The sequence below is a fragment of the Ruegeria sp. A5 genome, from assembly GCF_056543005.1.
Window position 1 is genome coordinate 1 of sequence record NZ_JBQGAV010000006.1, and the last position, 24,764, is coordinate 24,764.

Sequence of the window (24,764 nt, forward strand, 5' to 3'; positions counted from 1 at the left end):
CACAAGTTGAATGTATTTGCATCGCATTTTTGCGATCAAATTTGAGTCTTAAAGCCTCTAGCAGCTAGAGCTTCAAGAGGTTTCAGGTAACCCGATCGATCCGTCGCCGCCACGATCCCAAAAAGCAAAAAATATTTGCTTAGCGGTCGCCTAGGCGCGTTTTTGGTCAGCGTTCTCTGCGATGTAGCTGAAGCCGAAGTCCCACTCGTCAAACTCCGAATACAATTAGTGATGGAGTTTATCTACCTTGAACGGGGCTAGGCTCTCTCGGAACTGTTCGATGAATTCGAGTGTCACTAGTGACGGTTGTTTCAATATTGGGCGCACAAGCGATAGTGTATGTGGAAGCAATGGCTTGAACGGCCTATAGCTCAATCCACGCGTTGAATACTGGACGGCGTCCAACTCGCTTACCACGGAAACTCCGACACCTTTTAGTGCCAACTCACAAGCTGCGGTGAACTGCCTGACTTCGATGTGGGAATTCAACTCTACGTTGGCGCTATGAAACGCTTTGGAAAGCCGCCCAAAAAAGTCGCTGTCGCGTCGTGTATGGATAATTTTAGCCGTTGTAATATCCGCTGGTGTCACCTCGGAGAGGCTTTCCAATTCATGCCCGGTGGGAAACACGCAAACTGTGCGGACATTGATGTTTCTGCTTTCAACGGCCGGGTGACCGTTAAAACTGTCCGTGATCCCGAAATCATACTGCTCACCTATCATCCACTCGAGAATCCGTTCCGGTCTGTCTGGTTCAATCGTCAGGGTGACGCCGGGCCGATCCTGCAAAAACTTGGCGACGACATCGGGAAGATGACTTGTGGCGAATCCCGGTAAGCAAGCGACGCGGATGTGACCCGCTTTGCGTTGCGTTATGTCCTGACTGACATCCGAGATTTGCTTCATCAATTCCAGAACGCGCTCTACGCTGGGTTGCAGATATCGTATCTCCTGCGAGGGCACCAAGCGACCTTCGCGACGATCAAAAAGCTGAAAGCCAAGTGATTTTTCCAGATCAGAAAGCAGTCTGCTGACTGCAGGCTGACTTATCCCAAGATCCGTAGCTGCAGCAGTGACCGACCCATTGATGGAAACGGCCATGAGCGCTTCCAATTGCCGGATCCGCAAAGTTTGACTCATATTTTGAACCTGGTTCGTTGTTTCCCTAGTTGGTTTATAATGTAATGTTATGTTTTTCTCAAAAATTAAATGCTTGAATTATAAAATTGTAACGTTAACGTCGTGAAATCGTCATGTGTGCTGATTACGCGTTGCGGTCGGTATTCAACGAAGCATCAACCCCTGATGCATGGGAGGAATCATGAAAAAGAATTTTCTAGGCGCTCTCGCCTTAACAACTGCTCTGTCGCCGGTGGCGGCTATGGCGCAAACCGAAATTCAGTTCTGGCATGCCTTCACCGGTCGACTAGGCGATCTTGTGAAGGCTCAGGTTGAAGAGTTCAATGCCAGCCAAGATGAGTTCACTGTAGTAGAAAGCCATAAAGGCAACTATTCGGAAACCTTGAATGCGGGTATTGCTGCTTTCCGAGCAGGTGAACAACCACATATCCTGATGGTTTTCGAAGTAGGCACGGCAACGATGATGTCGGCCGAAGGGGCTATCAAACCAGTGTATGAAGTGATGGCTGAAAGCGGTGCATCATTCGATCCTGATGCCTACATTGGTGCCGTCAAAGGCTACTATACGACCACTGACGGGGACATGCTGTCGCTGCCCTTCAACTCGTCCACACCCGTTCTCTGGGTCAATCGCGATGCTATGGAAGCGGCGGGTGTTGACCCTGACACGGATTTGTCGACCTGGGAAAAGGTTGGTGACGTTCTTGACCAGCTTAAGGCTGGGGGTGAAGACTGTCCGCTGGTCACTGCTTGGCAAAGCTGGATCCACCTTGAGAACCTTTCGGCCTATCACGACGTCCCATTCGCATCGAAGGACAATGGATTTGCCGGTCTTGATACCGAACTGATGTTGAATGGACCGACGCAGGTGGCGCACCTGACCGCGATGGGTGACTGGGCCAAAGATGGTAAATTCATCTATACCGGCCGCAGAAATGAAGGTGGCGCGAACTTCCGGGCAGGTGAATGCGCACTATTCACCGAAAGTTCGGCAGGTTATGCCGGCATTAGCTCTGAGGCTGAGTTCGAATTCGACGTGCGCCCATTGCCCTATTGGGAGGCGGCCGTAAGCGAGCCGCAAAATACCATTATTGGTGGCGCTTCGCTTTGGGTGATGGAGGGTCACGATCCTGAAGAATACAAAGGTGTCGGTGAATTCCTGAGCTTCCTGTCATCTTCGGACGTTCAGGCGAACTGGCATCAGAACACAGGGTATCTTCCAATCACCGCCGAAGCTGGCGTCGCGACCCGAAATGCTGGTTTCTATGAAGAAAACCCAGGTACTGACATTGCTGTCATACAGATGACCGCCAAAGAGCCGACTGCGAATTCGAAGGGTCTGCGTCTGGGGTCGTTTGACCAGATCCGCGGTATCATCGACGAAGAGCTCGAGGCCGTCTGGTCCGGTGAAAAGACCGCTCAGGAAGCAATGGACAGTGCGAAAGAACGCGGCGATGCCCTGCTGCGCCGGTTCGAGTCTGCCAATCAATAAGTCCTAATTCGATGCGGGCCTGTTTCGGGCCCGCATCTTCTCTATTCGGTGGTTTATCGGGATGGAAAAACGCGTCACCTTTCGCGGCTGGCTTCTGCCATTGGCTCTGATCGCCCCTCAGGTCATTATCTCCGCCGTTTTCTTTTTCTATCCGGCCGGTCAGGCGGTTTGGCAGTCTTTGTTCATACCTGATCCCTTTGGGCTGTCGTCCCAATTCGTGGGGTTCGGCAACTTTGAATTCCTGCTGAGCGATAAATTTTACCGCGCTTCTTTCGTGACGACGGCGGTATTTTCGACGCTCGTCACTCTGTGTTCAATGATCCCGGCGTTGTTTCTGGCGGTCATAGCGGACCGCCTGATCAAAGGATCGGGTGTTTACCGGACGCTGCTGATCTGGCCCTACGCCGTTGCCCCCGCTGTTGCAGGCGTGCTGTGGCTGTTCATGTTCAACACGCGTGTTGGTGTCGTGTCGTGGTACCTCGGCCAGCTTGGTTATGACTGGAACCACGTTCTGAACGGCACCGAGGCCATGGGCCTGGTGGTTGTAGCCTCAGCCTGGGGGCGTATCAGCTATAACTTCTTGTTCTTCTTCGCAGCGCTGCAGTCGGTCCCAAGATCGGTGATCGAGGCTGCGGCAATTGACGGCGCGCGCTTCTGGCGCCGGTTCTTCACAATCGTGCTGCCGCTTTTGTCACCAACCGCGTTCTTCCTGTTGGTGGTGAATGTTGTCTACGCATTCTTTGAGACCTTTGGCGTCATCCACACGATCACTGGCGGTGGCCCACAGCAGGCGACGACCATTCTAGTCTACAAAGTCTTCTCGGATGGGTTCGTTGGACAAGATCTCGGTTCGTCCTCCGCTCAGTCCGTCATCCTGCTTATTGTCGTTGGTCTGCTGACCGTCATCCAATTCAAATACGTGGAAAAAAGGGTGCACTACTGATGGCAGCCCAACAACACGGAATGGTCGAAAAACGTGGCATGGGGATCTGGTTGACCCATGCCATGATGATCCTTGGCGTCTTAATCATCTTTTTCCCGATCTGGCTGGCGTTCGTAGCATCGACTGTGACCCAGCCGGAAATCGTGTCGCCGCCCATGCCCATTCTTCCCGGCGATCAATTCTGGGAAAACTATAAGGCCGCGCTGTTTTCCGGCGTGAACGTCCCGGTCGCCACAATGTTGTTCAACAGTCTCGTGATGGCCATCGGAATCGCAGTGGGCAAGATCATAATTTCGCTGCTGTCAGCTTTTGCGATCGTCTATTTCCGTTTTCCCGGGCGAACGACGTTCTTTTGGCTGATCTTCCTAACGCTGATGCTTCCGGTCGAGGTTCGTATTGTGCCGACGTTCGAAGTTGTCGCCGGGTTCGGCATGCTCAACAGCTACTATGGGCTGATCTTCCCCTTAATCGCCTCGGCCACGGCAACGTTCCTGTTCCGGCAGTTCTTTCTGACGATCCCGGATGAACTGGCCGAAGCTGCACGCGTCGATGGTGCCCGCCCGATGCGGTTTTTCATTGATATCGTGGTCCCCATGAGCCGAACGAATATCGCGGCGCTGTTCGTGATCCTTTTTATCTACGGGTGGAATCAATATCTCTGGCCGCTGCTCATTACTACCGATCCTGAAATGAACACCATCGTGATGGGTATCAAACAGATGTTCCCATCCGGCGACGACGTGGCGGAATGGCCGGTCATCATGGCCACTTCGATTTTGGCAATGATCCCGCCGGTCATCGTAGTGGTGTCGATGCAAAAGCTCTTTGTCCGCGGCCTTGTCGATAGCGAGAAGTAAGAAATGGCAACAGTAAACTTAGAGAATGTCAAAAAGAGCTTTGGCCCGACGGATGTTATCCATGGCATCGACATAGATATTGCGGACGGTGAATTCATCGTGATTGTTGGCCCTTCGGGCTGCGGAAAATCCACGCTTTTGCGAATGGTTGCGGGCCTTGAAACCGTAACGTCCGGTGAAATCCGGATTGGAGAAGAACGAGCCAACGACAAAGAGCCGATGGATCGCGATATCGCGATGGTGTTCCAGAATTATGCGCTCTACCCACATATGTCGGTGCGCCAAAACATGGGTTATGGGCTGAAAATCGCGGGGCTTCCAAAGAACCAGATTGACCAGAAGGTGACCGAGGCCGCCAAACTGTTGCAGCTGGAAGCTTTGTTGGACCGCAAACCCCGGCAGCTTTCAGGCGGTCAACGCCAAAGGGTGGCAATGGGGCGGGCAATTGTTCGCGAGCCGGCGGTTTTCCTGTTTGATGAACCACTCTCAAATCTTGATGCCAAGCTGCGTGTTCAGATGCGTTTAGAAATCCGCGAGCTTCAGGAAAAGCTAGGAATTACATCGCTTTACGTGACTCACGATCAGGTCGAAGCGATGACGATGGCAGACAGGATGATCGTGATGAACGGAGGCATCGCTGAGCAGATTGGGACGCCATTGGAGGTATATGAAACACCAGGAACCCTTTTCGCGGCTCAGTTTATTGGTAGCCCTGCAATGAATATCTTTAATGCTCAGCGTGAAAACGGAACGGTTAAGATAGGGGGCTTAGAGATTGGCCCATCCACGGGGCCTGATACCCCACTAAAGCTTGGAATCCGACCAGAGCATCTGTTTCTGGACGACAATGGTCCGTTGGAAGCCGCTATTCAGATGGCAGAACCGCTAGGCGCAAACACCTTATTGCATGGCCAGCTCACGGATGCAGGCGACGCGATTACGATAAGTCTTCCGGGTGTCCACCCAATCGAAGGCCGGCATCCGAGCATGCGGTTCTCAGTTGCCTCAGAGCACATGCATCTGTTTGACCATTCATCCGGCAAGAGGTTGGAAGGCTGATGGTCTTTCCACAGGTTGAAGCCTTTCGTGGTGGCAAAAACCTGATCCGGGTTGTGGGACATCGAGGTGCGCGGGGTGTGCTGCCCGAAAACAGTATGATTGGCTTTGACTTTTTGCTCTCTATCGGCGTCCCGCTGCTTGAGTTTGATGTTGTCCTGACGGCCGATGACGTACCGGTCATAACCCACAACCATCGGCTGCACGCTCCCAGCTTTCGTGACGCAAATGGCCTGTTTCTGACCGGAGAAGAGCCGAAGGTCTCGTCATTGACGTTCGAGCAAATCCAGCAATTTGACATCGGGCGGTTGGATGGTCATTCGGCTTATGGCCAACGGTTTCCGGACCAGGCTCAACTGGATGGCATCCGTGTTCCAAAGTTGCAGGATTTGCTGGATTTGGTTGATGATCCAAAATACGGCGATGCCTATTTGATGCTCGAACTGAAGTCGGATCCGGAATTGGCTCACGATGCGCTTTATAGGAAGAAATTTGTCGGTCGGGTTCTTCAAGAAGTACGTGACAAAGGATTGTCTTCGCGCGCGGTGCTCCACAGTTTTGATTGGAACCTGTTGGAGGAGTGTCAGCGGCAGGCTCCTGACATGCCGTCTTCCTACCTGACGCAGCTTCCGGAAAACGCCGCGGATGTTGGTGAGGATTCCTCGAAAGCGGTTTGCCCTGACTTTCGTGGTCGTCGTGATGAAATTCCAAATTTGGTCAAGCAAGCTGGCGGTTCGCTTTGGTGCCCATACTACACGGATGTAACGGCTGAAAATGTGGCGCGCGCAAAAGAACTGGGCCTATGTGTTGCCGTGTGGACGGTCAATTCGCACGAAGAAATAGGCAGAATGATCGACCTGCGCGTGGATGCAATTGTATCTGATTATCCTGGGCGGGTTCAAAGGCATTTATCGGATTTGTGTATGAGGTGGCGCGTCAGAAACAAGTGAGTTCTGAGTCGCAAGAGCCTGACGCTTTTTTGTTTCTTCCTGTCATAATCGAAAAGGATAAATCACATCACCGCTTTAATCTGGCCAGCTAGGCGAAAAGAATAGTGGTTCAGCGTACTAAATAAATGCAGCGTTGCCTCTGCAATTGTTCGGGGACCGCCTTAAGGTCCTTCTAATCACGTCGCGTGACACGGGACGTTGGATCATGCCGAAAGGTTGTCCGATAGATGGCAAGAAAGACTGGATTCTTGCTGCGAACGTTCAAACGTCAAGGCACTAGTGTTCAATCAAGGTTGAATGTCCGTCGCGCGACTCGATGAAGCCGTCTTGGGGTTCATTCAATGCGAAAACCTCTTGTGGGGACGGACGATGTGGTCGGGCGAAAGTTGGTCCAGATGTCTCAAGCAGCCTATTGCACGCGAGACTACGCCAAACGGATCTGCGACAATGGCGGCGAGGGGTTGCATTTCATCGGTTGGCATGAGCCAGAAGAGGCCATTACGGCCAAATGGATCAAAGACAGTTACCATCCGAAAGCCCGGCTCAAGCATCGTGTTTCAGAACTTGTGCCTTTGATCACATTGGCGGCGTCCGGTCTTGGCATGGCCTATCTTGCGTGCAATCTTGGCGACCGCCATCCCGATCTGATCCGTGCGCCCTTCCAAAAGCCGATACCGTACCGAAACATTTGGCTATTGCTGCATCGTGATCTTAGAAACACCACGCGTGTCCGGCTCTTCGTCGATTTTATGTCCAAGCGGGTCAGGTCTAGGCGAAACGAGTTCTGGGTTTCGGGAACCTCAAAGCGGGAGTAGCGGTTATTCTATTCGGAAAGATGGACGGTAAACTGTACTCTTTTGAGACACTAACAGCAGCGTCGTTGAATGGCGGTTACTCGTATTGGGTCAGAAATGCGTGACGTTTGGGTCAGAATTGAATGACGTGATCGACCGCTTTGTTGAGGTTTTGGTTGTCGACTGAGTCCACGATCAGTGAAGTTCCACATTTCCTTGTTGTAAGGCGACACATAGTTCTGCCAGCAGCGACAGAGCCTTGCCATTTTCGCGTCGCTTCCTTCATCCAGAACCCAGACCGATTTAGTTGATCCTGACTTCCTTTCGAGAAAACCAGGGCTGATTTGCAGATCAGACGCCGGAGGCGCCTGTTCCTGCTGCTCTGCCACGTGGCGAACGCGCTTGGGGGCGACGCAATGTTATTCGACAATAGTGGTGCGGCCCGCAAGCGCAGCCGAAGACACGGATTTGTCTAATAGGGTTGCCCGAGGGGGAAGGCAGCGTCTTACCCCTGATCGCCAGAGGCGTTTGGCTTGTCCAAATCCTACTAGCCCCAAAAACAAGTGCGGCTGAGTTGGCTGTGCCGTTACTTCTGCTCCAGAACACGTTGCTTTTCTAAAGAATCGGCGGAAAGCGGTCATTTGCTGCAGGCGCGGGAACACATTGTATTAGTTGTCAAAGCGGACCTTCGGTTTTGATCTGCAAATGGAAGTGGAATCTGGTGCCTCAAGCAAACTGGTAGCGCAACTGAAAAACCAAAAAATGATGCGATGTGCTATCACGGATTTCTTTGATGGCATGTAGAAAAACTGTGCAGCTATTCCGCTAAGTGTGAAATCAAGCTGAAAAATTGGGCGAACGGCAGCCTGATGAAGCATTAAATGGCGCTGGAATTGCTACCAATGCGCCTTGGCCTCACTTGTGACCCTATGAACCAACATCTAACTGTCGTTGTAGTCGAGCAGAACCAAGAACGAGCCTTTGCGATTGTAGATGCTCTTAAAGAGGCCGGAGACGTAGACGTTTCTGTAATCGGCAATGTCTCCGGGCTGGCAAGGAAAATTGCTACTCATAGCCCAGATATTGTCCTGATTGATATCGACAACCCCTCTCGAGATATGTTGGAAGAACTTACCGTTGCTTCGGGCCCATTGGAGCGACCCGTGGCTATGTTCGTCTCAGGCGCCGCAGGCGGATTGGCAAAAGCTGCTGTTGAGGCCGGTGTATCGGCCTATGTTGTCGATGGATTGCAAGCTGAGCGAATTAAACCTGTTATCGATACCGCCATCGCTCGGTTTCAGGTGTTGCGCCAGATGCGGACTGAACTTGCAGAAACCCGCCGTGCGCTTGAAGAGCGTAAAGTGATCGACCGCGCAAAAGGTTTGCTGATGAAAGCCAAGGGCATTTCGGAAGATGAAGCCTATGCGCTACTCCGAAAAACCGCGATGAACCAAAACCGCCGCGTCGCCGAGGTGGCCGAAGCCTTGGTCACTGCTTCGGGGTTGTTGTCATGAGAACCGTAACACTGCCCGTCGCGTATATGCCGCTTGTCGACGCGGCCCCGTTGATCGTTGCGCGCGAAATGGGGTTCGACCATGCTGAAGGCATCTCGCTGGACCTGCGTCCGGCGCCATCGTGGTCCTCATTGCGCGATATGCTGGCCTTTGGGCATGTGGACGCGGCGCATCTACTATCGCCTGTCCCCGTTGCGATGGCTTTGGGTCTTGGTGGAATCGCGACACCGCTATCTGCGGTATCTGTCCTGTCTTTGAACGGCAATGTTATAGGTGTTGGAACGCAATTGGCCGAGCGACTGATCGACCAGGGCTATGGTTTTGATTTCACCGATGCCGCTGTGGCTGGGGCTGCACTGGCAAAAGCTGCCGATGAAGTCTTGGTGTTTGGCGTGCCTTTCCCATTTTCAATGCATGTCGAGCTACTGCGCTATTGGATTGCGGGAACCAAACTGGCCTCAAAACAGGTCGAAATCCGCACCGTCCCGCCGCCACTCATGGCGCAGGCGCTTGCGGGAGGCGAGATCGATGCCTTTTGCGTGGGCGAGCCTTGGGGCTCCTTCGCAGTGGACGACAGTGTTGGCGCACTGCTGTTGCCCGGAAAGGCGATCTGGACTTGTGCACCTGAAAAGGTGTTGGCAGTCAGAAACGACTGGGCCGAGACGGAACCGCATTTGCTGGGAAGTCTCATGCGGACCGTATGGCGTGCGGGACGCTGGCTGTCAAACACTGACAGCCGAACAACCGCGTCCGAGATGCTGTCACGCAAAACCTACCTCAATGTCTCACCCGAGCTGATTGACCGAGCGTTAATGGGTGAGTTCGCCATATCTGCACGCGGCGAGCAACGCAGTGTGGAAGGGTTTGTCGAGTTTTTTGACGGTGCTGCCACCTTCCCGTGGCGTAGTCAGGCCAAATGGGTTGCGCATCAATTGGCGCTAAGAAACGGGCTGGACGTCGGGACAGCGGAACGACAAGCAGCTAAAGTCTTTCGAAGTGATCTCTATCGTCGCGAGTTGCAAGGGCTTGGTGTGGAGACACCCGGCGCATCCGAGAAACTTGAAGGAGCTTTGTCTGAGTCGACGGCAGTTGCCTCGGCCAATGGCAGCCTGATTCTGTCTCGGAACGTCTTCTTCGACCGGCGCATTTTCGAGCCCGCAGGGTAAGATTGCACAAAATTTTTGCAGCGCAGCATCTCTTTTTGCTGCGCTGCAGAATTCTCGAAGTGAAGATGTCAAAAAATGATGACGTCGCACTGCGCGTCTGACTTAATCGGGACATCGGAAGGCAACGACGCCCACCGACGGAATTCGCCCACAATCCAGGGCACCTTAGAAGAGCAAAGCCGCTCGACCATCCGCCACCTCCTCCCGGCGGACTGTGTCGGCGGCTTTTTTGTTTGCCCATGGGGTTGGGCTGAACCGAAAGGGATCGAGATGAAAAAGCTTCTTTTAGGCCTCGCCGCGACGACGGCGCTTGTGTCTCCAGCACTGGCCGAATTGGAACTGGAAAGAGACGAGCTGACCTTTGGCTTTATCAAACTGACCGACATGGCGCCGCTGGCTGTCGCCTATGAGAATGGGTACTTTCTGGACGAAGGCCTGTTCGTGACGCTGGAAGCACAAGCAAACTGGAAGGTGCTGTTGGATGGCGTGATTGACGGACAGCTTGACGGCGCACATATGCTGGCTGGACAACCATTGGCCGCAACCATCGGGTATGGGACCGAAGCCCATATCATCACGCCATTTTCGATGGACCTGAACGGCAACGGCATCACCGTCTCCAACGAGATTTGGGAAGAGATGAAGCCGAACATCCCGGTGATGGACGACGGCCGTCCCCAGCATCCGATCAGCGCCGAGGCTCTGGCCCCGGTCGTCGAGAAGTACAAATCAGAAGGCAAGCCATTTAACATGGGCATGGTCTTCCCGGTTTCGACCCATAACTACGAGCTGCGCTATTGGCTGGCCGCCGGTGGTCTGCATCCGGGTTACTACAGCCCTGAAAACGTGACCGGTCAGATTGGTGCGGATGTGTTCCTGTCGGTGACCCCTCCACCGCAGATGCCTGCCACGTTGGAGGCCGGCACGATCTATGGCTATTGCGTGGGCGAGCCGTGGAATCAGCAGGCTGTGTTCAAGGGTATCGGCGTACCGGTTATTACCGACTACGAGCTGTGGAAGAACAACCCCGAAAAGGTCTTTGGTCTCAATGCCGAGTTCGCAGAACAGTACCCCAACACCACTCTGGCCGTGACCAAGGCCCTGATACGCGCGGCGATGTGGCTGGACGAGAACGAAAATGCCAACCGCCCTGAAGCAGTCGAGATTCTGAGCCGGGCTGAATATGTGGGCGCGGATTATGAGGTTATCGCCAACTCGATGACCGGCACGTTTGAGTATGAGAAGGGCGACAAGCGTGAAGTCCCCGATTTCAACGTGTTTTTCCGCTACAACGCGACCTATCCGTTCTACTCGGACGCCGTTTGGTATCTGACGCAGATGCGCCGCTGGGGGCAGATTGCCGAGTCCAAGCCCGACAGCTGGTATGACGAGGTCGCCAAGTCCGTCTACAAACCCGAGATCTATTTGGAAGCCGCCCGCTTGCTGGTCGACGAAGGTCTGGCGAATGAAGCCGACTTCCCCTGGGACAGCGATGGTTACAAAGCGCCGACCCCGGCCGAGGATATCATTGACGGCATCGCTTACGACGGACGCACACCCAACGCCTATCTCGAAAGCCTGTCCATAGGCCTGAAGGGCGAGCAGAAGATCATCGGCTCGGACGTGCAAGGCTAATTCCCCTAATCCTGCGCCCGGCCCGCGCCGGGCGCAGCCCCCAAAGTGCCCCGCCATCGCAAGGACACATCAGATGACAACGGTCGATCCCGAATTCAACGCAGACGCCGCCCGAGAGGAACGTCGCGCCCGCCTTTTCACCCGCATCAATGCAGCCGACAAATGGTTCCAGGTTCTGGGTCTCAGCTGGGCGACCCCGGTCCTGAAAGCCGCCGCCGGGGACAATCCCCGCGCTCAGATGACCGAGATATGGCGGTTGCTGATCGTGCCTCTGTTGTCGATCTGCGCCTTCTTGTTGCTGTGGGGAACGCTGGCCCCCAAGGTGCAGACCTCTCTAGGCGCGGTTCCGGGGCCGGCGCAGGTTTGGGAAGAGATGGTCAGCCTGAACCAGGATGCCAAGGCCAAAGCGGCCAAACGCGCGAAGTTCGAGGCCATGGTCGAGAAGCGCAATCAGAAATTCATTGACGCTGGCCAGCCGGAGAAAGTGAAAGAGGTCGCCTTCACGGGTGCTCCGACCTATTACCAGCAAATCTGGACTTCGATCAAAACAGTGTTTTTTGGGTTTCTGATCGCCACCGTCATCGCGGTCCCACTTGGTATCGCGGCCGGCCTGTCTCCGACTGCAAATGCAGCCCTAAACCCGCTAATCCAGATATTCAAACCGGTCTCGCCTCTGGCCTGGTTGCCGATCGTCACCATGATCGTCTCGGCCGTTTACGTCACCAATGACGGCTGGTTCGCGAAATCCTTCCTGATCTCGGCCATCACCGTGACCCTGTGTTCGCTATGGCCCACGTTGATCAATACATCTTTGGGTGTAGCCTCCATCGACAAGGACCTGGTGAATGTCTCCAAAGTCCTGAAAATGAACACCTATACCAAGATCACCAAACTGGTGCTGCCCTCGGCCCTGCCGCTGATCTTCACCGGCCTGCGCCTGTCGCTGGGTGTCGGCTGGATGGTTTTGATCGCGGCGGAAATGCTGGCGCAGAACCCCGGTCTGGGCAAATTCGTCTGGGATGAGTTCCAGAACGGCTCGTCCAGCTCACTCGCCAAGATCATGGTTGCAGTCTTCACCATCGGTATCATCGGCTTCCTGCTGGACCGGGTGATGTACGCGCTGCAATCCCTGTTTACCTTCACGAACAACCGGTGATCGCGATGAGCATTCTGAGCTTCAAGAACGCCTCGAAATCCTTCGGTGAAGGTACCGCGCGCACGGATGTGCTGAAAAGCATCAATCTGGACGTGCAAGAGGGTGAGTTTCTGGTGATCCTCGGTTTTTCCGGCACCGGCAAAACCACCCTTATCAATCTAATGGCCGGGCTGGACACCCCAACCGGCGGAGAGGTCACCTTCAAAGGCACTCCGATCAAAGGGCCGGGCCCTGAGCGTGGCGTGATCTTCCAGAACTACTCGCTGATGCCCTGGCTGACGGTCAGTGGCAATGTGGGGTTGGCGGTGGATACGGTCTTTCCGGGTCTCAGCAAGACCGAGAAGGCCGAAAAAGTCGCGCATTACGTCAAGATGGTCGGCCTCAGTCACGCCGCGACCCGCCGCCCGGCAGAGCTGTCGGGTGGGATGCGCCAGCGGGTCAACGTGGCGCGTGCCTTGTCGATGAACCCCGAGGTTTTGTTGCTGGATGAGCCTCTGTCGGCGCTCGACGCGCTGACCCGCGCCAATCTGGCCGATGAGATCGAACATATCTGGGAAGCCGACAAGAAAACTTGTGTCCTCATCACCAATGACGTTGATGAGGCGATCATTCTGGCCGACCGTATCATTGCCCTGAACCCGGATGGCACGCTGGGGCAGGAATTCCGTGTCTCGATCCCGCGTCCGCGCGAACGCGCTGCGATGAACAATGACGAGACATTCAAACGCCTGCGCGCGGACGTCACCAAATACCTGATGGATGTGGGGATCGAGGCCAAGGTCGAAGGCTCGCGTATCCTCCCGGATGTCACCCCAATCCACGGTGTTCCAACGGCGGTGGCCGAGGCGCAAAAGGGGCTGATCGAGAACCGCTTCCTCGACTTCTCGCAACTGCACAAGGTTTATCCGACTCCCAAAGGCCCGTTGACCGTGGTCGAGGATTTCGACCTGAAGATCGATAAGGGCGAGTTCATCTCGCTGATTGGCCACTCAGGCTGTGGCAAGTCCACGGTTCTTACTATGGCGGCTGGGCTCAATGACATCTCGAAAGGCGCGATCAAGCTGGATGGCCGTCACGTCGAAGGGGCCGATCCCGAACGCGCGGTGGTGTTCCAATCCCCCAACCTGTTCCCATGGTTAACCGCCAAGGAGAACGTCGCGATTGGGGTGGACAAGGTCTATCCAAAGGCCAGCAGGGCCGAGCGTCAGGATGTGGTCGAATACTATCTGGAACGGGTCGGACTGGCCGATGCTATGGACAAATCCGCCTCCGACTTGTCGAACGGCATGAAGCAACGCGTCGGCATCGCCCGCGCCTTTGCCCTGTCCCCCAAGCTGCTGTTGCTGGACGAGCCCTTTGGGATGCTCGACAGCCTGACCCGATGGGAATTACAGGAAGTCCTGATGGAGGTCTGGTCCCGCACCAAGGTCACTGCGATCTGCGTTACCCACGACGTGGATGAGGCGATCTTACTGGCCGATCGCGTGGTGATGATGACCAACGGTCCGCAGGCAACGATCGGCAAGATCACCAAGGTTGAGCTGCCGCGTCCGCGCACGCGCAAAGCGCTGCTGGAGCACCCGGATTACTATGCTTACCGGCAGGAAGTCCTCGATTTCCTCGAAGAATATGAACATGGCGCCAAGCCAAAAACACCCGCCCCCAAGGCGATTGCAGCGGAGTGAAATCATGAAGCAAAGACTTGTTGTCATAGGCGCGGGTATGGCCTCAGGCCGGGTGTTGGAACACCTGACCGAAGCCGCGCCGGATACGTTCGAAATCACCCTGTTCAATGCCGAGCCGCGCGGGAACTACAACCGCATCATGCTCAGCCCAGTGCTGTCGGGCGAGAAAACCTATGAAGAGATCGTCACCCATGACGACGCGTGGTATGCCGCGCGGGGCATTGCCTGCCGCTTTGGTGAAAAGGTCGCGAAGATCGACCGCGAGATGAAGGTGGTCGAAGGTCAGAACGGCCACGTTCCCTATGACAAGCTGGTGATTGCGACCGGATCTAACCCGTTCATGATCCCTCTGCCAGGGCATGATCTGGAGGGCGTGATTGCCTACCGCGATCTGGAAGACACCGAGCAGATGATAGGCATGGGCCCTGACAACAAGGTGGTCGTGATCGGCGGCGGCTTGCTGGGGCTCGAGGCCGCCGCGGGTATGGCTGCCCATGGCGTTGACGTGACAGTGGTGCATATCATGGGCCACCTGATGGAGCGACAGCTGGACGAGGCCGCAGGCTACCTGCTGAAGAAATCGCTAGAAGACAAAGGCATCAGGATTTGCCTGCAGGCGGACTCTAAAGAAATCCTCGGACAAGACGGAAAGGTCCGCGCGCTGCTTCTGGACGACGGGACCGAATTGCCCTGTGATCTGCTTGTAATGGCCGTGGGTATCCGCCCCAACACAGCTCTGGCGCAAGAGGCTGGGCTGGCCACCGGGCGCGGTATCCATGTGGATGACCAGATGCGGACTTCGGATTCGGATGTCTTTGCGGTAGGTGAATGTGTCGAACATGACGGGGCGGTCTTCGGTCTTGTCGCGCCGCTTTACGATCAGGCAAAAGTGGCTGCGCAGGCTTTGTTGGGTGAAGAGGTTGCGTTTGCTCAGAAAACCCTCTCGACCAAGTTGAAGGTCACCGGCTGCGATCTGTTCAGTGCAGGGGATTTTGCGGATGGGCCGGGGCGCGAGGATATCGTGTTCCGCGCCCCCTCGCGCGGGGTCTACAAACGGCTTGTGATTGAAGAGAATCGGCTGGTCGGCGCGGTCATGTATGGTGACACTACTGATGGCAGCTGGTTCTTTGGCCTCATCAAAGACGGCACCAGCGTAGAAGAAATGCGCGAGACGCTGATCTTCGGACCCGCATATCAGGGGGGCGACACTGCGGACCCTCTCTCAGCCGTTGCAGCATTGCCGCATGAGGCGGAGATTTGCGGCTGCAACGGCGTATGCAAAGGCGACATCGTCGAGGCGATCAATGCGGGGGCGGGTGATCTGGGCGCGGTGCGCACGACCACCAAGGCTAGTGCATCCTGCGGAACTTGCACAGGATTGGTTGAGCAAGTGTTGCAGGTCACTCTGGGCGACGCGTTCCAGATGCCTGCCGCGCAGCCGGTCTGCGGATGCACCGACCTGACTCATGAGGATGTGCGACGCCTGATCAAAGGGCAGGAGTTAAAAAGTCAGGCTGCCGTCTGGCAGGAACTGGGTTGGACGACGCCCAATGGCTGCCATGTCTGTCGGCCCGCGATCAACTACTACCTGCTGGCCGACTGGCCGCTGGAATACCAAGACGACCCACAAAGCCGTTTCGTCAATGAACGCAAACACGCCAACATCCAGAAGGATGGCACGTTCAGCGTTGTACCGCGTATGTGGGGTGGGATCACCACGCCCGACGAACTGCGCGCCATTGCAGATGCGGCGGATAAATACGATGTTCCCACCGTCAAGGTCACGGGCGGTCAGCGGATCGATCTGCTGGGCGTCAAAGGCGAAGATCTGCCCGCCATGTGGTCAGACCTGAACAAAGCCGGGCTGGTCTCTGGCCACGCCTATTCCAAAGGTCTGCGCACGGTCAAAACCTGCGTCGGCACCGATCATTGCCGGTTTGGTACTCAGGACAGCACCGGGCTTGGCATAAAGCTTGAAAGAAGCCTGTGGGGGTCGTGGACGCCGCACAAGCTGAAGCTGGCCGTATCTGGCTGCCCTCGAAACTGTGCCGAGGCGACCTGCAAGGACATCGGCGTGGTCTGCGTCGAATCTGGCTATCAGATCAGCATCGGCGGGGCCGCAGGGATGGATGTCAAAGAGACCGAGCTACTCTGTCAGATTCCCACCGAAGAAGAAGCGGTCGAGATCGTGATGGCCGTCACGCAAGCCTATCGCGAAGGCGGCAAGTATCTGGACCGTTTATATAAATGGCTGGGTAAGGTGGGCATGGACTGGGTCAAGGTGCAGGTCGTGGACGACCTTGAAAATCGCGCGGCCCTCGTCGCGCGGTTTGAACTGTCGCAAAACATCTACCGCAAAGACCCGTGGGCCGAACACGTCAAAGAGAAAGCGCAAACCTACGCGCCAATTGCAGATTTCACACTGGAGGCCGCAGAATGAGCTGGATCGACATCGGACATATCGACGAGGTTCCCTTGCGTGGGGCGCGTCTGGTCAAGACGCATATCGGCTGCATCGCTGTCTTCCGTACTGCCGAGGTGGAGGTCTATGCCGCGACCAACAGCTGTCCGCACAAGGGCGGTCCTTTGTCTGAGGGTATCGTGCACGGACAGTCGGTGACCTGTCCTTTGCACAATTGGGTATTTGACCTGAATACGGGCGAGGCGCAAGGCGCAGATGATGGCCGCATCACCATCTATCCCGTGCGCATTGTTGACGACCGTATCCTGTTAGACGACAGCGCAGTTACCCGGCGGAGCGCCGCCTGATGGACGGAAGTGGTCTGCCTGAAGTTCGCTCGACTTGCGCCTATTGCGGGGTCGGCTGCGGTGTGCTTCTGCGGCCCGATGGGGCCGGAGGCTTGACCGTTCGCGGCGATCCGGATCATCCAGCGAATTTTGGGCGTTTGTGCTCGAAAGGATTGGCTTTGGGGGAAACAGTTGGGCTGGAACATCGGTTGCTGGCTCCTCGCGCCTTCGGCCGAGACACAAGCTGGGACAACGCGCTGCAACTGGTCGCAGATCGGTTTTCTGCCGCAATCAAGAACCATGGACCGGACAGCGTGGCATTTTACGTCTCGGGGCAGTTGCTGACAGAGGATTATTACGTCGCCAACAAGCTGATGAAGGGTTTTATGGGGTCGGCCAACATCGACACCAATTCTCGACTGTGTATGGCGTCAACTGTGGCCGGACACAAACGCGCCTTTGGCACAGATACCGTGCCCGGGACTTATGAGGATCTGGATGAGGCTGATATGGTTGTCTTGGTTGGCTCAAACCTCGCATGGTGTCATCCCGTTCTCTATCAACGCGTCATAGCTGCGCGTCAGGCGCGCGGTACGAAGATTGTGGTTGTCGATCCACGTCGAACAGCAAGCTGCGATCAAGCAGATCTTCACCTGGCGTTGCAACCCGGCAGCGACGTGGCGCTGTTCAATCGTCTGCTGACCAGAATTCACCAATCGGGGCATGTGGCACCGGATTTTCTGGATCGCAGCGTAGGGTACACTGAAGCCCTCGAACTCGCACAGCTTGATGATCCGGATGAGACCGGACTTACCCCAGGTGAAATCGAAGCGTTTTGCGATCTGTGGATTGGAACCGAGCGGGTTGTTACGATTTTCAGTCAAGGCGTAAACCAATCCTCCAGCGGAACAGACAAAGTCAACGCGATCCTGAACTGCCATCTGGCTACGGGACGCATCGGACGCGCAGGGATGGGCCCGTTCTCGGTTACCGGTCAACCAAACGCCATGGGTGGTAGAGAGGTCGGCGGTCTGGCCAACATGCTTGCGTGTCACCTAGATATCGAAAACGAGGCCCACAGAGCAGCCGTCCGGGACTTTTGGAAAGCGCCCATCCTGCCAGAAAAGCAGGGGCTCAAAGCTGTCGACATGTTTCGCGCCGTTAAAGATGGACAGATCAAAGCACTTTGGATCATCCACACCAATCCAGCGGCCACGATGCCGGACGCCGATCGAGTCAATGCGGCGATCAAAAACTGCCCATTCACCGTCGTAAGCGACCTGACTGCCCAAACAGACACCGCGCGTCTCGCAGACGTATTGCTTCCAGCAGCAGGATGGGGCGAAAAAAGCGGCACAGTAACCAATTCCGACCGCATGATCAGCAGGCAACGCGCCGTTCTGACCCCTCCGGGACAGGCACGTGCGGATTGGGATATCTTGGCAGAGGTTGGCCGCCGCATGGGTTGGGCCGAGGCCTTCAGCTATGAGTCTGCAGCGCAGATTTTTAGGGAATATGCGAACATGTCCTCGCTTGCCGTCTCATTTGGCAAAGACTTTGAGATTGCTGGCTTTTCGGACATCAACGACGAAGATTATGATGCGATGTGCCCGACACGATGGCCCACGGCATCGCGGAAAACTGACGGTCGTTTCTTCGGAGACGGGCAGTTTTTTCATCCTGATGGCAAGGCGCGGTTTGTGCCGGTCACCCATCGAACGCCCAAGGCAGAGCCATCAGAACGCTACCCTTTCCTGTTGAACACAGGGAGAAATCGGGATCAGTGGCACACCATGACCCGATCCGGATTGTCGCCTCGTTTATCGGCCCACCTTGCCGAGCCCTATTTGGAAATGAACCCAAAGGACGTTGATCAACTGGGGCTTGGTCCTGCCGATTTGGTCGAAGTTAGTAGTTCAGTCGGAAGCGGCATATTTCGGCTTCGCATTACGGAATCTATTGCGCGTGGCAATGTGTTTGCGCCCATTCATTGGACCGGAGAAACGGCACCGTCGGCCCGTGTAAACGAGATAATTCCTAGTGTAACTGACCCGATTTCTGGTCAGCCGGAAAGCAAATCAACAGCGGTATCTGTTCGACGTATGAGAGCAGCATGGTACGGTTTCGCCGTTTCAGCCGATGCAGCGTTCCCTGAAGCAGAGTATTCGGCGACAGCCAGAACAACCAACGGCTACAGGATGGAGTTGGCAGGGAACCAGATTATTGAAGACTGGGAAAAGACCGCTCGCGTTTGGTTTAGTTTACCGGATGCAACGGCGACTTCAGTAGAAGATCCCAAACGCGGCTCTTATAGAATTGCGCTGTCAGACGGTCAGCGCATTCTGGCAGTGCTCTTCGTCTCGCGCCGACCTATCACCCTGATGCGAGACTATTTGGCAACTTTGCCTGAGGTAACGCCTCAGCAGATTCTGTCTGGCCATTCATCTGTTGATTCTGAGGACTGCGGCCCAATCGTTTGTTCGTGTTTCGAGGTCGGGCTAAAAACCCTTATCCGCACCATTCACGACAAGTGTTTGATCAATGTGGACGATATCGGAGGCGCCCTTAATGCGGGAACGAACTGCGGTTCATGTCGGCCAGAGTTGGCTGATTTAATCGCCGAGCATTCGAAATTGAGTCACGACAAAACGAAGAATTCCCTGCAAGAACTACTGGGGTAGAATCGCGGTTCTCGAGTATTACAGCGGTGTGCTTAGGTTGGCTTTTAAAGAACACGCGGGATCCCTTCGCTCGACACCACATATCTGGTTAAGCTTGGTTGACGGTTCTGGCGGTTCAGTCCGAGGATGGCGTCGCTCTACGCTCAAGACCTCCCCGGTGTTCGAATTTCGCGTTGACCGCGAATATCTTCTTTGGCGCGCCGCTGCGCAGCATCGAAGACTGTTTTCAGATGACTGCTTAGGGCCGATCCAAGAGTTTTCTAGGTCTGCTAGAATGCCCCTGAGACGCATACGAAAACCTACGGTGGCCGTAATGGAATTGTCCGGCATCGGCACGACCGGGAGGCGTATCGCTACCGAAGTCGGGTCATAGATCACCTGTTTGAAAAATGGTCTTCTCGGAGGTGACGCGCAAATCGGTGCGATGATCGCTTAAGGCGCCTTGATGCGCTGCTCTTTTTCATCGACCCGCTTTCTGCACTGCCTCATGATGTGGATGAGAAGTCGCTGCTACGACCGGCCACGCTGTATAACACTGCGCTGGCCATCAACGCGGCAAGCGCGACGCTAATGGTGTGCGCGGCTAACGTTTAAACCGTCGAAGCGGACGGAGCATTCATATTCGCACAATCTACCGAAATTTGAATGTCCGCGGCGGGGATTTAAGGGGTCATTCAGCCAGATAAAGCAAATGTCGGTTTTGTCCGCCGAGGCAGCCTTTCGCACTTGTTCCACAGAACGGCCATAACCCAACCAAAGATCGTTTCACATAAAACCGCTTCAATGACGATCGTGGTTGGGTATGACGCCAGCAAACACCTAATGGTTGTGAAAATCGCAATTCGAGGCGGATATCAATCTTGGCGGCCATGTTGAACTATCAGCCATCCGGTAGGCGGAATGTTTGGACTTTCCCCGACAGAAGTACGGACTGTTAGAAAAGGTAGTTCATCGACTTCAACCTGTCCCAAATCAGCTTATTTTGCTCACTGGAAAGTTTGTTGAATGTTTGTGGACGTCTCAATTAGCGCTTGTTCGATGGTTGCTCTTTGCCGTGCAAATCGCGTCGTTGGTACTGGAATTGAGATCGCGTGCAGGTCTCCCACCCAGTCGACAAAAGAAAACCCGATAGCCGATACACCAGCAGAATGTTCGTCCAAATCATAGGCAAGGCCCTGTTCGCGGACTGTATTCAGTTCGGAAAGGAACTCATCCAAATTCCTTTGGATACCGTTCCGTTCCCATTCGTTCTGAATAAGCTTTGTCGCATCTCCTTCATCGAGTTGAGCGAGACAAGCTTTCCCATTTGCAGTGGTGGTCAGCGGAAAAACCTCGCCTACTTGCGAAACGGTCGTCAATCGATAGACGCCTGGGACCTGATCTAAGAAAACCATGCCGATACCGCGCATGACGGCTAGGTCTGTGGTTTCCCCGGTCTTTTGGGTCAGTTCCGTCAAAAGCAGACGGCAGTGTTCGACGATGCTGTACTGCGCCGCGCCCGCGAGAGCGCTTAGTTCGGGACCGAGCCTCAAACCACCCCCATTTGCATCCGCTATGACAAGGTTTTCCTCGGCAAGAGCGCTTGTGATTCTCTGTACCGTAGAGCGGGGCAGGTCAACACGCTCGGCGATTTTTCCCAAGCTCATTCCGGATTGGTTTTCTTTCAGAACACGCAAAATCGAGGCCGCTCTGGAAATAACCTGAATGCCACCTTTATCCGCTTTTTCAGACATTTAACCTACCTTATCCTGCCTTGGTATCGTAGCTCTGGATACCTAGCGATTTTTTAGTGTTGTATCACAATGCGGTGCAAGTCAACCGTATAGTGAGTTTTTATGTTGACCATAATGCGGTGCGTATGCATCATCATACGGGACAGGTGGGGAGGCCACCCAGACAATTGAAAAGCGAACACCGCCGCGTTGTCGGCGAACAAAGGAGATGTGCCCAATGGTCGAAATCCGTGGCATTGAGTTTCAGGCAAACACCGACAACGACATGGGGCTTGAGTTTTATAACCTGAGCCACAGATACGGGTTTCAGTGCCCCAACTGGCCGTATTTCAAGGACGTCCAGATCGACCGAAAGCACTACATGGCCAAGTCAGGGGTGTTGTCTCAGACGATTACGACGACGATGCACGTTACCACTCATATTGATGCACCGGCCCATGTTGTTCAGGGAACGCCGTTCATCGACGAGGTGCCGCTGCCGCATTTCTTCGGTTCGGGATTGGTAGTCTCGGTTCCCAAGAATAAGTGGGAGCAAATCACGGGAGATGATCTGGAGAAGGCTTGCGGGCACTCAATCCGCAAGGGCGACGTTCTGATCATCAACACCGGTTGGCATAAGCAGTACGAAGACGGTGACTATTTTGCTTATTGCCCTGGTCTCGTTCCTTCTGCTGCCGAGTGGATGATCGAGAAAGGTGTGAAAGTCGTTGGCCACGATACCCAGGCGAACGATCACCCGCTGGCAACTGCCATCGGTCCGCAGCGAAACGGTCCGATCATGCCACACCTCGAAAAAGAGTATCTTGAGTGGTCAGGCGGCACGCCATGGGAGGTTGATTTCCCTGAGTGGGAACCGGTTCACAATATGCTGTTTTCCAAAGGCATTCTCGGCATCGAAAATGTTGGTGGGGATCTGGATGCGGTGACCGGCAAGCGGTGTACCTTCGCGTTCTTTCCGTGGAATTGGGACCGCGGCGATGGCTGCATTATCCGACTGGTGGCGATGATCGATAAGAACCAATCCTACCGCATCGAGGCTGGCAAAGATTTCTGAACACTCACGGACCGGTCGCCGGTTCGCCGGCGGCCGCCATTGCAACTGAGCGGAGACGGACATGCATCTGAAGCGGTTTCAGGACGCCCAACCTTACGAAGCACCGAGCCACTTCGGATGTCACGGGCTTCGCTTGCAGGGGTTTGAAGAAGGCGGGCCGACAAATCAGTGGGTCGGCTTCAGTCAGTTCCTTCCGGGCGGTGGCGCAGGGCCGGACTCTACGCCTTTTGAGAAAGTCTACATCGTTCTGGAGGGTGAAATGACCGTTATCGTTGACGGCACAGAAACCAGTCTTGGACCCATGGACAGCTGCACGATCGCACCGGGTGAAGTGCGCAAAATTGAAAACCGCGCCAACCACACCTGCAAAATGCTGGTGGTCATTCCGTATCCGCCAGAAAGCTAAGGACGAAAAGAATGTCTGATCCACTCAAGATGTTTGACGTCAGAGACAACGTCGCATTGATCACCGGAGCTTCGGGCGCATTTGGAATGGTTGCGGCACGCGTCTTGGCCGGGGCTGGTTGCAACCTTCTTTTGGCGGCGGGAAACCAAGAGGCGCTCGATAGCATTGCCAAAGAGTGCGAGGCACTTGGTGCAACGGTCGTGACCATCAATATCCGACCGACCGATGAAGCATCGTGTGACGCATTGGTTGATGAGGCCGTCAACACCTTTGGCAAGCTCGACATTCTCGTTGTCGCGTCCGGTATGAACAAAGTTGCTCTGATCAACGACATGGCGCCGGAAACCTTTGGTGCAGTGATGGACGCCAACGTGAACCAAAGCTGGCTTTTGGCGCGCGCAGCGGCAGCGCACATGAAGCAAAGCGAATATGGCAAGATCATATTCGTCAGTTCTGCGCGCAGCACCCTTGGACACCCTGCCGGATACACGGCGTATTGCGCGTCAAAGGCCGCCGTGAACGGGATAACAAAAGCCTTGGGATGTGAGCTGGGTCCGACAGGGATCACCGTCAACGCGATCGCACCGACAGTGTTCCGTTCGCCTTTGACGGCTTGGATGTTTGAAGACACCAACCAAGCGAAGGCAGTGCGCGATGGCTTCCTGACCCGTGTTCCTAAGGGGCGGCTGGGTGAGCCAGAAGATCTTGCGGGTCCGCTCCTGTTTCTCGCGTCGCGCGCATCTGATTTTTACACCGGGCATATCCTGCATGCCGATGGCGGATATACGGCGGGCTAAGGGATGGTGCGTAAGAAACAGCAAATGGCAGTGATTGGTGCTGGCCTGATGGGTCACGGCATTGCCCTTACCTTGGCGAAGGCGGGCCAATATGTCGCCATTACCGATCCCGTGGAAGAAGCGCGCGTCACCGTGCCCAACCGCATTCGCGCCAGTATGGCCGCAATGGGGGATGATGAGGTTACAATCACGAAAACCCTCAAGATGATTGAGATTTTTGCGACGACGGAAGGTACTGTGCGAAACGCTGATGCTGTGTTCGAAGCCGCACCCGAAAAGCTCGAGCTCAAGCAAGCGATCTTTGCAGAGATCGAGGCGCATGCACCAGAAACTTGCATACTCGCGTCGAATACCTCGGTCATGCCAATCACCCAGATCATGTCCGGTTTGCGGCTGAAAAACCGAGCATTGGGAACCCATTGGTGGAACCCGCCGCACATGATCCCTTTGGTCGAGGTCATCAAGACCCAGTGGACAGACCCTGAGATCGCACAGACGATGTTCGATCTGCTGAAAGATGCCGGGAAAACGCCGGTTATGGTCGAAAAAGATGTGCCGGGCTTTATCGGCAATCGCCTTCAACATGCGTTGTGGCGCGAAGCGGTCAGTCTGGTGGAAAACGGTATTTGTGACGCCGAAGCCGTCGATACCGTGATCAAGTCCAGCTTCGGGCGCAGGCTTGCTGTTCTTGGTCCGCTGGAGAACGCGGATCTGGTCGGCACTGACCTGACGCTCGATATCCACGAAAACGTGCTGCACGATCTTGAGGCACAAAGGGGCCCTTCATCCTATCTTAAGTCGCTTGTCGAAGCGGGCAAGCTGGGCATGAAATCCGGCGAAGGGTTCAGGACATGGGCCGAGGGTGAGGCAGATCAGGTTCGCCAACGTGTCGCGAAACATCTGAAAAATCTCGAGAAGACTTTGTAAGATCAATCAAACACTGGCGGGAGGCCGGTG

Annotated in this window: 20 protein-coding genes; 18 read left to right on the top strand and 2 right to left on the bottom strand. The window is 55.1% G+C overall.

The features are described 5' to 3' along the window. Nucleotides 1–225 precede the first annotated feature (225 nt). Nucleotides 226–1,140, bottom strand: a complete 915-nt coding sequence (locus ACR0AY_RS13960; RefSeq protein WP_170513068.1) for a LysR substrate-binding domain-containing protein — start codon at nucleotides 1,138–1,140, stop codon at nucleotides 226–228. A 181-nt stretch (nucleotides 1,141–1,321) separates the two neighbouring features. Between ACR0AY_RS13960 and ugpB the strand changes: the two genes are divergently transcribed. The 14 genes from ugpB to ACR0AY_RS14030 all read left to right on the top strand — a co-directional run bounded on the left by ugpB (nucleotide 1,322) and on the right by ACR0AY_RS14030 (nucleotide 19,817). After that, nucleotides 1,322–2,632, top strand: coding sequence for a sn-glycerol-3-phosphate ABC transporter substrate-binding protein UgpB (ugpB, locus tag ACR0AY_RS13965; RefSeq protein ID WP_170513071.1), 1,311 nt, complete (start codon nucleotides 1,322–1,324; stop codon nucleotides 2,630–2,632). A 61-nt stretch (nucleotides 2,633–2,693) separates the two neighbouring features. Next, nucleotides 2,694–3,575, top strand: a complete 882-nt coding sequence (gene ugpA, locus ACR0AY_RS13970) for a sn-glycerol-3-phosphate ABC transporter permease UgpA (protein ID WP_170513075.1) — start codon at nucleotides 2,694–2,696, stop codon at nucleotides 3,573–3,575. A 20-nt stretch (nucleotides 3,576–3,595) separates the two neighbouring features. Continuing rightward, a complete protein-coding gene (ugpE, locus tag ACR0AY_RS13975; RefSeq protein ID WP_170392936.1) occupies nucleotides 3,596–4,432 on the top strand; it encodes a sn-glycerol-3-phosphate ABC transporter permease UgpE in 837 nt (278 codons plus the stop codon). A gap of 3 nt (nucleotides 4,433–4,435) precedes the next feature. Next, entirely contained in the window at nucleotides 4,436–5,491 is a 1,056-nt protein-coding gene (gene ugpC / locus ACR0AY_RS13980) for a sn-glycerol-3-phosphate ABC transporter ATP-binding protein UgpC (RefSeq protein ID WP_170636329.1), read from the top strand. Continuing rightward, on the top strand, nucleotides 5,491–6,438 hold the full coding sequence (locus ACR0AY_RS13985; protein WP_480454301.1) for a glycerophosphodiester phosphodiesterase family protein: 948 nt from the start codon (nucleotides 5,491–5,493) through the stop codon (nucleotides 6,436–6,438). Before ugpC ends, ACR0AY_RS13985 begins: the two co-directional genes overlap by 1 nt. A gap of 341 nt (nucleotides 6,439–6,779) precedes the next feature. Then, on the top strand, nucleotides 6,780–7,253 hold the full coding sequence (locus ACR0AY_RS13990; RefSeq protein ID WP_480454303.1) for a LysR substrate-binding domain-containing protein: 474 nt from the start codon (nucleotides 6,780–6,782) through the stop codon (nucleotides 7,251–7,253). 908 nt (nucleotides 7,254–8,161) lie between these two features. Continuing rightward, the gene (locus ACR0AY_RS13995; protein WP_170513598.1) at nucleotides 8,162–8,746 is read left to right on the top strand and encodes an ANTAR domain-containing protein; all 585 of its coding nucleotides are present in this window, start codon (nucleotides 8,162–8,164) and stop codon (nucleotides 8,744–8,746) included. Continuing rightward, nucleotides 8,743–9,912 (top strand): ABC transporter substrate-binding protein, encoded by a 1,170-nt coding sequence (locus ACR0AY_RS14000; RefSeq protein ID WP_170392817.1) that lies wholly within the window; start codon nucleotides 8,743–8,745, stop codon nucleotides 9,910–9,912. Before ACR0AY_RS13995 ends, ACR0AY_RS14000 begins: the two co-directional genes overlap by 4 nt. A 270-nt stretch (nucleotides 9,913–10,182) precedes the next feature. After that, nucleotides 10,183–11,547, top strand: a complete 1,365-nt coding sequence (locus ACR0AY_RS14005; RefSeq protein ID WP_170513082.1) for a CmpA/NrtA family ABC transporter substrate-binding protein — start codon at nucleotides 10,183–10,185, stop codon at nucleotides 11,545–11,547. A 73-nt stretch (nucleotides 11,548–11,620) separates the two neighbouring features. Then, nucleotides 11,621–12,703 carry an ABC transporter permease gene (locus tag ACR0AY_RS14010; protein ID WP_170424685.1) on the top strand — a complete coding sequence of 361 codons (1,083 nt, stop codon included), beginning with the start codon at nucleotides 11,621–11,623 and terminating at the stop codon, nucleotides 12,701–12,703. Nucleotides 12,704–12,708: 5 nt separating this feature from the next. After that, a complete protein-coding gene (locus ACR0AY_RS14015; RefSeq protein ID WP_170513085.1) occupies nucleotides 12,709–14,388 on the top strand; it encodes an ABC transporter ATP-binding protein in 1,680 nt (559 codons plus the stop codon). 4 nt (nucleotides 14,389–14,392) lie between these two features. Then, complete coding sequence (gene nirB, locus ACR0AY_RS14020; RefSeq protein WP_170513088.1) at nucleotides 14,393–16,828, top strand: nitrite reductase large subunit NirB; 2,436 nt, start codon at nucleotides 14,393–14,395, stop codon at nucleotides 16,826–16,828. Next, entirely contained in the window at nucleotides 16,825–17,157 is a 333-nt protein-coding gene (gene nirD, locus ACR0AY_RS14025) for a nitrite reductase small subunit NirD (RefSeq protein ID WP_170513090.1), read from the top strand. The genes nirB and nirD overlap by 4 nt, the downstream gene beginning before the upstream one ends. Then, nucleotides 17,157–19,817 carry a nitrate reductase gene (locus tag ACR0AY_RS14030; protein ID WP_170513092.1) on the top strand — a complete coding sequence of 887 codons (2,661 nt, stop codon included), beginning with the start codon at nucleotides 17,157–17,159 and terminating at the stop codon, nucleotides 19,815–19,817. The genes nirD and ACR0AY_RS14030 overlap by 1 nt, the downstream gene beginning before the upstream one ends. 986 nt (nucleotides 19,818–20,803) lie before the next feature. Here the strand turns inward: ACR0AY_RS14030 and ACR0AY_RS14035 are convergent. Further along, complete coding sequence (locus ACR0AY_RS14035; protein ID WP_170513096.1) at nucleotides 20,804–21,550, bottom strand: IclR family transcriptional regulator; 747 nt, start codon at nucleotides 21,548–21,550, stop codon at nucleotides 20,804–20,806. A gap of 217 nt (nucleotides 21,551–21,767) precedes the next feature. Between ACR0AY_RS14035 and ACR0AY_RS14040 the strand changes: the two genes are divergently transcribed. From ACR0AY_RS14040 to ACR0AY_RS14055, 4 genes are all read left to right on the top strand, one after another. Continuing rightward, nucleotides 21,768–22,604 (top strand): cyclase family protein, encoded by an 837-nt coding sequence (locus tag ACR0AY_RS14040; protein ID WP_170513099.1) that lies wholly within the window; start codon nucleotides 21,768–21,770, stop codon nucleotides 22,602–22,604. Between the two features lie 61 nt (nucleotides 22,605–22,665). Beyond that, a complete protein-coding gene (locus tag ACR0AY_RS14045; RefSeq protein WP_170402686.1) occupies nucleotides 22,666–23,010 on the top strand; it encodes a cupin domain-containing protein in 345 nt (114 codons plus the stop codon). Between the two features lie 11 nt (nucleotides 23,011–23,021). Further along, nucleotides 23,022–23,807, top strand: a complete 786-nt coding sequence (locus ACR0AY_RS14050; RefSeq protein WP_170513102.1) for an SDR family oxidoreductase — start codon at nucleotides 23,022–23,024, stop codon at nucleotides 23,805–23,807. 24 nt (nucleotides 23,808–23,831) lie between these two features. After that, nucleotides 23,832–24,734: a 3-hydroxyacyl-CoA dehydrogenase NAD-binding domain-containing protein gene (locus ACR0AY_RS14055; RefSeq protein WP_170636323.1), complete on the top strand. Its 903-nt coding sequence runs from the start codon at nucleotides 23,832–23,834 to the stop codon at nucleotides 24,732–24,734. Nucleotides 24,735–24,764: the final 30 nt, after the last annotated feature.

Bases quoted from the DNA above. Each gene is read 5' to 3' on its own strand.
- ACR0AY_RS14015 (WP_170513085.1), top strand. From the start codon at position 12,709: ATGAGCATTCTGAGCTTCAAGAACGCCTCGAAATCCTTCGGTGAAGGT.
- ACR0AY_RS14045 (WP_170402686.1), top strand. From the start codon at position 22,666: ATGCATCTGAAGCGGTTTCAGGACGCCCAACCTTACGAAGCACCGAGC.
- ACR0AY_RS13990 (WP_480454303.1), top strand. From the start codon at position 6,780: ATGCGAAAACCTCTTGTGGGGACGGACGATGTGGTCGGGCGAAAGTTG.
- ACR0AY_RS14040 (WP_170513099.1), top strand. From the start codon at position 21,768: ATGGTCGAAATCCGTGGCATTGAGTTTCAGGCAAACACCGACAACGAC.
- ACR0AY_RS13960 (WP_170513068.1), bottom strand. From the start codon at position 1,140: ATGAGTCAAACTTTGCGGATCCGGCAATTGGAAGCGCTCATGGCCGTT.
- ugpE (WP_170392936.1), top strand. From the start codon at position 3,596: ATGGTCGAAAAACGTGGCATGGGGATCTGGTTGACCCATGCCATGATG.
- ugpB (WP_170513071.1), top strand. From the start codon at position 1,322: ATGAAAAAGAATTTTCTAGGCGCTCTCGCCTTAACAACTGCTCTGTCG.
- ugpA (WP_170513075.1), top strand. From the start codon at position 2,694: ATGGAAAAACGCGTCACCTTTCGCGGCTGGCTTCTGCCATTGGCTCTG.
- ACR0AY_RS14055 (WP_170636323.1), top strand. From the start codon at position 23,832: ATGGCAGTGATTGGTGCTGGCCTGATGGGTCACGGCATTGCCCTTACC.
- ACR0AY_RS13985 (WP_480454301.1), top strand. From the start codon at position 5,491: ATGGTCTTTCCACAGGTTGAAGCCTTTCGTGGTGGCAAAAACCTGATC.
- nirB (WP_170513088.1), top strand. From the start codon at position 14,393: ATGAAGCAAAGACTTGTTGTCATAGGCGCGGGTATGGCCTCAGGCCGG.
- ACR0AY_RS14010 (WP_170424685.1), top strand. From the start codon at position 11,621: ATGACAACGGTCGATCCCGAATTCAACGCAGACGCCGCCCGAGAGGAA.
- nirD (WP_170513090.1), top strand. From the start codon at position 16,825: ATGAGCTGGATCGACATCGGACATATCGACGAGGTTCCCTTGCGTGGG.
- ACR0AY_RS14035 (WP_170513096.1), bottom strand. From the start codon at position 21,550: ATGTCTGAAAAAGCGGATAAAGGTGGCATTCAGGTTATTTCCAGAGCG.
- ugpC (WP_170636329.1), top strand. From the start codon at position 4,436: ATGGCAACAGTAAACTTAGAGAATGTCAAAAAGAGCTTTGGCCCGACG.
- ACR0AY_RS14000 (WP_170392817.1), top strand. From the start codon at position 8,743: ATGAGAACCGTAACACTGCCCGTCGCGTATATGCCGCTTGTCGACGCG.
- ACR0AY_RS14030 (WP_170513092.1), top strand. From the start codon at position 17,157: ATGGACGGAAGTGGTCTGCCTGAAGTTCGCTCGACTTGCGCCTATTGC.
- ACR0AY_RS13995 (WP_170513598.1), top strand. From the start codon at position 8,162: ATGAACCAACATCTAACTGTCGTTGTAGTCGAGCAGAACCAAGAACGA.
- ACR0AY_RS14005 (WP_170513082.1), top strand. From the start codon at position 10,183: ATGAAAAAGCTTCTTTTAGGCCTCGCCGCGACGACGGCGCTTGTGTCT.
- ACR0AY_RS14050 (WP_170513102.1), top strand. From the start codon at position 23,022: ATGTCTGATCCACTCAAGATGTTTGACGTCAGAGACAACGTCGCATTG.